The 8,691-nt window shown below is 68.1% G+C and carries 10 protein-coding genes; 2 read left to right on the forward strand and 8 right to left on the reverse strand.

What is annotated here, in order from left to right; genetic code table 11:
• Positions 1-16 precede the first annotated feature (16 nt).
• The 8 genes from ABZ860_RS27620 to ABZ860_RS27655 form a co-directional block, all read right to left on the reverse strand.
• Positions 17-886, reverse strand: coding sequence for a type II secretion system F family protein (locus tag ABZ860_RS27620; protein ID WP_357225373.1), 870 nt, complete (start codon positions 884-886; stop codon positions 17-19).
• Positions 883-1,716, reverse strand: a complete 834-nt coding sequence (locus ABZ860_RS27625) for a type II secretion system F family protein (RefSeq protein WP_357225376.1) — start codon at positions 1,714-1,716, stop codon at positions 883-885. The genes ABZ860_RS27620 and ABZ860_RS27625 overlap by 4 nt, the downstream gene beginning before the upstream one ends.
• The gene (locus ABZ860_RS27630; RefSeq protein ID WP_357225378.1) at positions 1,713-3,026 is read right to left on the reverse strand and encodes a CpaF/VirB11 family protein; all 1,314 of its coding nucleotides are present in this window, start codon (positions 3,024-3,026) and stop codon (positions 1,713-1,715) included. Before ABZ860_RS27630 ends, ABZ860_RS27625 begins: the two co-directional genes overlap by 4 nt.
• Positions 3,023-3,766, reverse strand: coding sequence for a hypothetical protein (locus tag ABZ860_RS27635; protein ID WP_357225381.1), 744 nt, complete (start codon positions 3,764-3,766; stop codon positions 3,023-3,025). Before ABZ860_RS27635 ends, ABZ860_RS27630 begins: the two co-directional genes overlap by 4 nt.
• A 6-nt stretch (positions 3,767-3,772) precedes the next feature.
• The gene (locus tag ABZ860_RS27640) at positions 3,773-4,342 is read right to left on the reverse strand and encodes an SAF domain-containing protein (protein ID WP_357225612.1); all 570 of its coding nucleotides are present in this window, start codon (positions 4,340-4,342) and stop codon (positions 3,773-3,775) included.
• An 88-nt stretch (positions 4,343-4,430) separates the two neighbouring features.
• Positions 4,431-5,249, reverse strand: a complete 819-nt coding sequence (locus ABZ860_RS27645) for a hypothetical protein (RefSeq protein ID WP_357225383.1) — start codon at positions 5,247-5,249, stop codon at positions 4,431-4,433.
• On the reverse strand, positions 5,231-5,749 hold the full coding sequence (locus ABZ860_RS27650; protein WP_357225386.1) for a hypothetical protein: 519 nt from the start codon (positions 5,747-5,749) through the stop codon (positions 5,231-5,233). The genes ABZ860_RS27645 and ABZ860_RS27650 overlap by 19 nt, the downstream gene beginning before the upstream one ends.
• 480 nt (positions 5,750-6,229) lie before the next feature.
• Positions 6,230-6,724 (reverse strand): NUDIX hydrolase, encoded by a 495-nt coding sequence (locus ABZ860_RS27655; protein ID WP_357225388.1) that lies wholly within the window; start codon positions 6,722-6,724, stop codon positions 6,230-6,232.
• Positions 6,725-6,873: 149 nt separating this feature from the next.
• Here ABZ860_RS27655 and ABZ860_RS27660 point away from each other — a divergent pair, with 149 nt between their 5' ends.
• Entirely contained in the window at positions 6,874-7,407 is a 534-nt protein-coding gene (locus ABZ860_RS27660) for an AAA family ATPase (RefSeq protein WP_357225390.1), read from the forward strand.
• Between the two features lie 746 nt (positions 7,408-8,153).
• Positions 8,154-8,417 (forward strand): hypothetical protein, encoded by a 264-nt coding sequence (locus ABZ860_RS27665; protein ID WP_357225393.1) that lies wholly within the window; start codon positions 8,154-8,156, stop codon positions 8,415-8,417.
• The last annotated feature ends 274 nt before the right edge of the window (positions 8,418-8,691 follow it).

Here is an 8,691-nt window from a genome sequence, read left to right on the forward strand (position 1 = left end):
GGTACCTCCGAAAGGGTCAGCCGCCGGTCATTCGCGCGAAGGCGGGATAGCCGAGCAGCAGCAGGAACCCGAGGACCGACAGGGCCATCGGGACGGTCATGGTCTCGGTACGGGACTTGGCCTTGGACACCTCGGCCGACAGTTCGACCTCGCGCAGGGATTGGGCCTTGGCCATGAGGGTGTCGAGGATGCCGGCGCCGTGAGTTCCGGCGAGCCGGGCGATGGCGGCCAGGTCGGCGAGCTCGGGAACGTGGATCTCCTGGGACAGCCGGGTGAGCTCGTCCCATGCGCTCGCGGTGGCCCGCCGTGCGGGGTCCAGCGCGAGGGACAACCGCTGGAAGGTCCACCCTCCGCCGACCTTGGCGGCCGACTCCAGCGCCTCAGCCGGCCCCGATCCTGCCGCGCGAGCAAGCGCCACCAGATCCAGGTAGGCCACGATGGCCTGCCGGAATGCCGCCCGCGCCTCGGCGGCCTGGCCGCGTATCGAGGCGTCGGGGGCGAAGAACGCGGCGACGGCGAAGGCCAGGCATGCTCCCCATGAGACCGGCCAGGGAAGGGCGACGCCGAGCAGTGCGCACCACGCCCAGAAGACGACCGGACCAGCCGCCCCGAGCCCGATCACCACGCCCTTCTGAGTGAGGTAGTCATCGGCCGTCCTGCCGAGCACCGCCAAATCCGCCTGCGGGATACGCGCGCCGATTACTGTTCCGGACAGTTTCCGCGCCATGCGCGACCGCCAGTCCCCATCCGGCTCGCTGCGGCTCCCACCCGGCCTGAGCCGTTCCATCGCCGGTGCGAGCGCGGGCGGAGCGGGGAAGACCGCCAGGATGGCGAGGGCTCCGCCGAGGCCGATCAATGCCCCGCAGGTCAGAACCAGCGCTATCACGATGGATCACCTGCGGGGTTGAGGAAGCGATGTCCCTTCGGCGCCCTGGTCAGGCGGTGCAGCCACATGAAGGCACCCGCGTACAGCGCGATCACGATGCCGAGAACAAGCTGGCCGCCCACCGTTCCGAACGGGGCGACATAGGCCCGGTTGACCAGCGCGAAGGTGGTGTATCCGAGCAGCGCGCCGATGACCCATCGGGCGGTCGTGCGATGGGTAGCGCGCTCGGCGTCGATTTCCCGCCGTGCGGCCACGTCCTTGGCCACCGTACGGGCAAGGCCCTGGAGTACCTCTCGCAGTCCCTTGCCGCGGGCGCGGCAGGCCAGGATCAGCGCTGCGGCGATCACATCCCCGGTCGGGTCGTTCAAGTCATCGGCGAACGCACGCAAGGCCTGCTCGGTCGGGGTGCGATAGGCGAGCCGCCGCGCGAGCGCCCGCACTTCGGCTGCGATCGCCGGCGGCGGGTTGTCCGCGCGGGACTGCAACGCTTCCTCGATGCCCGCACTGCCGCCCAGCATGTCGGCAAGATGGCGGGTCCACGTCTGAAGCGCCTCCAGGCGCTCGATCCGTTGTCCGCTGTCGCGGGCGCTGAGCATCCGCGGCAGCGCCACAGCGCCCACGGCAGCCCCGAGAGCGGCGACTGGCCACCCCGTCAGCCACCATGTCAGCACGAGAACTCCCGCAGCCACTGTCGTAGGAATCGCCGGTATCCGCGGCAGCCGCCGTGCCGGGCGCGGTGGCCGTACCGGCGCCCGGCGCATTCCCGTGATGGCGAGCAGAGGTCCCGCGACGAGCGCCGCGCCGGCCAGCGCGGCGAGCCAGCCGGTCATGCGTACCCTCGATCCCAGGCACGAGGCGCGAACAAGTTGGGATCGAACCCCGCCGCCACCAGTTCCTCCATGCACTGCGGGATCGTGTTCGGTACGGCACGCCCGTCCGGCCCCGGGACATAGACGTGGTTGACCGCCGGTTCCAGTCCGTCTCCCGGCGGCAGCACCTCGTTCACCTCGGCGACGTAGCGGCGGTTGACCAAGCCGTCGATGTCGTGGCGGAGTTCGTGCCGCAGGTGGACGACGAAGTCCACGGCCATGCCGATTGTGCGGAAAAGCGTGTCCGGTGCGATGGAAAGGCCGCCGGACCCGGCGAGGATCAGCATCCGGGCGAACACCTGGTCGGCCGAGTCGGCGTGCATGGTGCAGATAGAGCCGGAGCCACCGGTGTTCATCGCCTCCAGCATCGGCACCAGCTCGTCGCCGCGGACCTCGCCCACAATGATCCGGCGCGCATTGAACCGAAGGGCGTCCTCGATGAGCTGGCGCATCGTGATCGCGCCCAGTCCTTCGGTGTTGCCCTCCCGGGCTTCCATCGCGAGCACGTCTCGGTGCCGGTCGGTCTGCAGGTGGAGGAAGAGCTCGTACTCCTTCTCCACAGTGGCGATCCGCTCGTCCGGGTCGATCTCGGCGGCCAGTGCCCGGGCGAAGGTGGTCTTGCCGTCGCCCATCCCACCCGTGATCACGATGTCCTTGTGGGCGCGTACGGCGGCGGCGAGGAACGCGCGAAGCCCTTTGTCCACGGTGCCGTTCACCATCAGGTCGTCCAGGTCGGCCTCGAGCAGGCCGTGTCTGCGGATGGACAGGCACGGCCGCGGTGTGACTCCCATCAGCGCGGCGATGCGGGTTCGGTGGCCAACGGACAGGTGAAGACGCGGCCGGGCGATCGAGAAATCCCGGGCGGTCTGTCCCTGGTAGGCGGCCCACCGGCGGACGTTGCCCACCAGCTCCTCATCACTGTCGGCGATCGGTGGTCCGAGCGCCTTGCGGCCGTCCCGGTAGGTGATCCACACCCGGTCACAGCCGTTGACGTCGATGTTCTCCACCTCGGGGTCGTCGACGAACGGCTGTAGGCGCCCCAGCGCGAAGATCTCGTTGTAGACCGCTTCCGCGAGCCGGCGCTCCTCCTGCAGCGTCGGCGCATCCCTGCCGGCCAGCGCCCTGCTGTCCACGTGCTCGCGGACCAGGTCGGTGATGACTGCTCTCGCGTACTCGCGTACGGCCTCGTCCCCGGTGACCGCTGCGGCATCAAGCGCTTGCGTGACCGTGGGCAGGACCTCGCGCACCGCCTGCTGGACGTCGAAGCTCACGAGACTGTCACCTCGGTACGTGCCGGTTCCTCACAGAGGTGATCGGCCAGCGAACGAGCGGCCCGAATCAGTGGAGAACGGGGGAGGTACCGCTCGTTGCCGATGCCATGCGACAGCACGGCCGCGGCCCGAGGATCGTGGGGAAGGTGGTCGACCACCTCCACGCCGAGCGTCTTCGCCACCTCCTTGCGGCCGTACGGCCCGGCCCCGACGAGCAGAGCCCGCGCAGCGGACCGATGACCGCGCAGGGCTCTGATCTCAGTGAGGCGGGGAGCCAGCGCGGACAGATCCACGAGCGTGGGACGTGCGACGACGAGCACCTGGTCCGCGTCAGCGAGCAGCGGAGTAGGCGTGTCCGAGCCGCCGACGCGTCCGACGTCGGCGATCACATCCCCGGGCGTCGCGGTGAAGGTCTTGGCGATGTCCAGCCACAGCGGCCGGACCGAGGCCACCTGAGCAGGGTCGGCGAGGCCTGGCAGGATCTGGCGGGACCCGGCACCGGCCAGATGCAGGACCTGCTCGCGAAGGGTGGTGGCGGGGTCTGCGCCGCGGCGGAGTTGGACCGCCCACTCGCCCAGGCCGCGTTCCTGCGGCTGGCCGACGAGGTATCCGGACAGGACGCTTCCACCGGCAGGATCGCACTCGGCGAACAGAACCTCACGCGGCCAGGCCAGCGTGAGAGCGAGTCCGGTCGTCGTGACGCCCGGACTATGGCCGCCCGAGCACAAGACGGTCAGCATCTATGTTCACCTCGCCCGCGACTGGAGGATGAGCGCGATCTTCCCGTCTGCGGCCTGACGTGCCAGCGCGCTGCCCTCACCGGCCGGGACGACGAGGTCAACCACGATGAGCCCGTCAGCGTCGGGCTCGCCGACGCGGTCGACCCGAGCCTGGTGATCGACCGGGGCGCCCTGCCCGTTCGAGATGGCGGGCGCCACGGCGGCGGCCACGACGCGATCACCGGGCTGGATTCCCCTGGCAGGCAGTTGGCTGGGCTTGAGCGCCACCGGCACGACGACCTGCCCCGGTGCCGGAACGAGTGTCCCGGTCAGGTGCGCGGGTGCCAGCAGGCTGCCGGCCTTCAGGTCCACAGCGGCGCGTCTGCCGATGACCGCGCTCTTGTCGGTGGCCTCCACGGCCCGTACTCCCGAGTCCAGGCCGAGCGCGACCGTCCGAAGATCCTGTGCTTGCAACTGCTGGCCGATGGGAACGTCGCGCGCCATGACGAGAACCGGCGTCCGGTGCCCGGCGATGCCGTACACCTGCCAGGCGATCAGCGCGCCGAGAGCGGTCAGCGCGACGCTCACCGCAAGCATCACCGGACTGCGCCTGCTCGGTAGCGGGCGCACGTGTGTATTGGCCCGGCCCGCTTCCCTGCTCGGCATTGAGCGCTGGAGCATAGGGCTATCCCTTCGTGACGAGCGCCTGGGCTTCGATGACGCGGATCGGGAAGGTGACCGACTTCGTGATGGGCGGCAGCGTGCCGCCCGTGCCACCCGAGCCGCGCCAGGTGCCGCTCCAGGTCACTGACACGGTCACCCGGTAGGCACTTGCCGGATGCTGGTACGTGTGCGAACAGGTGGAGCTCTGCTGGTCAGCAGGCCGCGTGGTGTCGTACGCGGCTCCGGGCCCGTCGCAGGTGAGCGTCTCGCCGTCGCCGGTACTGATGGTCATTCGCTCGGGAGCGGCAGTGGCCGCGGCCCAGACGGTGCCGATGTGCAGCCTCTTGGACTTGGGCACCCACTGCCCGTCCGCTAGGAAGAACCACTGCGGAAGCCCGACCAGCCCGTTCTGGCCGCGTGGCGGAGCGGTGAGCACTGTCGGCGGCGCGATCGGGATCAATTTGTACGCTCGACGAGCGAGCTGCTCCGGGGTGACCTCATCGCGCCGCTTCTTCAGCCAGACGACGTCTCGGTAGCCATCGGAGCACTCGACCAGGTAGTAGGCACCCTTGCCGGTCGGCTCGCTGCTCAGGTTGCTGCCGGGATCGACGAACTCCAGACCACCGTTCTCCCGCCCGTCAGCGAACCACGGCTGGTAAGAACATCTGACCTTCGATCCCTTGCCCGTCGGAGTCACTGACCCGGGACGGGGCAGGCGCTTGGCCGAAATGATGTAGCCCGTGTAGTCGCTCGACACACCGACGCCATCTCCGTCCCCATCTCCGAGTGGGGCAATGGCAAGTCCGGCGACAAGGACATAAGTCATGCCGTAGGCGAACAAGGCTCTTTCACCTGCTCTACCTTCGACACTCGCCAGGCGCCATCCGTTCCCTTCGCGAGGGTGGCGACAAGATGAATGCGACTCGTTCCATGCGTGAGGCGTTTGCCTGTCCGATCGTCTGCCTGACCGCCTTTCCGGGCGTCTTGGCAGTCGTGGAGGGTGGCGCGATCTCTCTCGATCCGTACGTCGAACGGGTGATGTTCGGGATTTCCCCATGTCACCCGGTGAGTGGCGCGGAGCGCGGCGATTCCTCGCAACATCCGGCTCAGGAGAGGCTGGGTGGCTACCTGTTCAAGGATCGCCTTGCGCTCTGCTGGGTAAGCCCGCTCGGCGCGCTGGCCGGCGGGGTAGAGGTCGCGGTATACGGCAAGGACGGCATCCTCGCTCGTGGTGGCCGTCGGCGTGGGCGAGGACGGCGTCATGGTAAGGGTTGGTTCTGGAGCGGTGCCGCTGGACTGGCAGGCAGTCACAGCGCTTGCCGTGACGACGAACATCGCCACCAAGGGCAAGGCTCGTTTTGGGCATCGCGAAACAACCCTCACCGGCCAGCACCTTCACCGTAGAAATTGGTCCACTACAAGCAGTCGCCAGATTAGAGTAGTGGCCCAAGTGTGGCGCCTAACGGTCTGGTCATTCAATCATTACCAGCGATTTATCAAGACGGCTAAACTCTTATGGCGGTTGCCTTCTTGCGGCGCGAGAGTTGAGCCCAAATTGTCGGAAACTAAGTAATTCCCCGCCTAATGGGTGCTTGTTCTGTAGTGCCCTAAATGAGATCGGGAGTTCCGCGAACGTCTCGAACTGCAGCCTTGAGAGCGGCAAGGTATGATCGCCATGAGGGCGGCTACCGACTTGCCAATAGTCCGGCCATCGCTGTGTGCAGCGGCTACTTACTGCGCCCGCTGGCCCACGACGTACTGGCTGTGGCGCTTGCCGGCCGCGACGGCGGCGCTAACATACGAGCCCGCGCATGGATCCGGCTACGGGAGCAGGCGGATGAGGCCGTCCTCCAGGTAAGCGGTCTGGCCGGCACCTGCCGCCAAGATGGCCGCGTTCATCCTCCGCGCCAGGCCTGGCGGCAAGAGCTTGTCCAAGTCCGCGGGAGGAGCGAATACGTATTCGTCCAGCTCCTCGGGCTGCAGGCGGAGCGCCGTGATTTGGGAGTCAGTGAGCATGCCTGCGTTGAAGACGAACATCAGCCCGGCGTCCCACGGCGGTGCCGGGGGCACCCAGTCGACACATGCGAGCTGACCCACCGGCGGCGCGATGCCCAACTCCTCCTGCAGTTCACAGAGCAGAGCACTGACGGGGGACTCCCCTGCCTCGACGATCCCGCCAGGGATGTCCCATTCGTCCTTGTAGACTGGGTGCACGACAAGCACCCGCCCCTCGTTGTCTCGGAGCAATGCGCCTGCCGCGGCACGAAGGCGTGGTACGGCGGCGATGTAGGCCAGGTATGACGCGGAGTCGCTCATGACGGCTCCGACCCTATGAGCCGCGCACGGCCTGGCGCCGGTGAATTTCCAAACCTCACGCGGAGGCAGCTCGTACACCACTGGGTGGGACGTCACCGGCCGCAGGGAAAGACGGCGTGTCGCCCACGGACTGTTCGTACCCTGAGCCGGTGCGTACCGGCTCTCTCGACACCCGTTTGATCGTTCTCCGCGGGAACTCCGGCTCTGGGAAGACCAGCGTCGCCCGGGCCGTGCGGGCCGCCTATGGCCGTGGCCTGGCGCTGGTCGGCCAGGACGTCGTACGGCGGGAACTGCTGCGGGAGCGGGACGTACCTGACGGTGTGAACATCGGCCTAATCGACACGATCGTCCGGTACTCCCTCGATCACGGGTATCACGTCCTGCTCGAAGGCATCCTCACCGCCAGCCGGTACGGGGCGATGCTGCAGTCCCTACGCCGTGACCACGCCGGGACCAGCGCTTTCTTCTACCTGAACGTGTCCCTTGCGGAGACGCTCCGGCGGCATGACAGCCGCCCCCAGCGGTCGGAGTTCACCCAAGACCAGATGCGGGAGTGGTATCGCGAGCGCGACCTGCTCCCGGACGGGTGCGAGACGGTCATCGGCGAGGACAGTCCGCTGGAAGCGTCGGTTCGGCAGGTGCTGCGCCAAGCGCGCCTGACTCCAGCGCAGACCGACCAGTGACAACGCCTCCTCACGACGACGACCGCCTCGATCGGCGATCATGTCGCCATCGCGGCGGCGGACCCGATCCGTACCGCTTGGAGCCCTCTTGGTCGCCTCGTACGCGCCGTGCAGCCGGACTGGCAGACAGCCACGGCGCTTGCTGTAGCGCCACCCAGGGCAACAGGCCCGCGTGTAGACCATCGGAAAAGAGACTCTGGCATGGAGCCCACCTGCCACCCGACCCCACGCCCGGGCATCGGGCTTGCCGCTGTTGCGGACTTCGCCCGCCACACTTTCGTGGTCATCGACTTCGAAGGGCTCACCCCGGCGGGGCGATCGCCGGTGCCGATCGAGGTCGCGGCCGTGGCACTGGTCCCCAAGGACGGCGAACTACAGGAGACCTGGCGGTTTGAGTCGCTGATCCGGCCGTCCGCGGACGTGCCGGTCACTGCCTTCGACACACGCCAGGCCGCCATCGCGGCAGCGATGCTGGCCCGAGCGGCTGGGCCCGAGCACGTCATGGCGACCCTGGACACCCTGCTGGACGCGCCGCCGTACCGGCTGGTCGCTTACGGCGCCGGGCACCGAAGCCACACTGATCGCCCACCGGGCGGCGCACTGCCCAGCCCTGGCGGCCACCCCACTGCTGGACACCGTCCGCCTGGCCCGCACCGACTACCCCGAGTTGCCCTCGCACGGGCTGGATGCGTTGATGCGTTACCTGCGTATCCCGGTCCCCGTCGGTCGGCACCGAGCGATGCCGGATGTGGAGCATCGCGGACGGCTGCGCCGCGGTGGAGTTCGTCGGTGGCCCCGCCGACGGGCGGTGGCTGACGGTGCGGGTGGACCTGGACACGGGGGTGCCGCCGCTGCGGCACGAGCTGCTGTGGTCGCCGCCGCAGGTGTGGTGGGCGAAGCTCGAGGAGCCGCCCGCGCGACCGGCGCGTCCGCTACCAGCTGCAGGCGGCGCACGCCTCTGGCGGCGTGACGTGGCAGTACTGGTACGAGAAGGAAGACGGGCCTGGTGAACGGTCGGTGACCCACCACCATCGCATCCCGGCCGCGACAGGCACAAGATCGCCGAGGCTGTGCCTGCCACTGCTCCCTAATTATGCCCTAAGGCGTTGAGATGTGATCTAGAGCACATAGCTGCGGTTCGCCGCCTCCCTTCATATTGGAACGTGCCTGATGGGGAGTTAAGAACGGGTTCGAGGGTCGTTGTATAGATCACGGCATGTGATCATCCATATGCGAAGTAGCTCTTGACCTGTGGTTGTCAGGAACGCATGATCCCGTTTGGTC

The organism is Microbispora sp. NPDC046973, assembly GCF_040644495.1.
Classification (GTDB): Bacteria; Actinomycetota; Actinomycetes; order Streptosporangiales; family Streptosporangiaceae; genus Microbispora.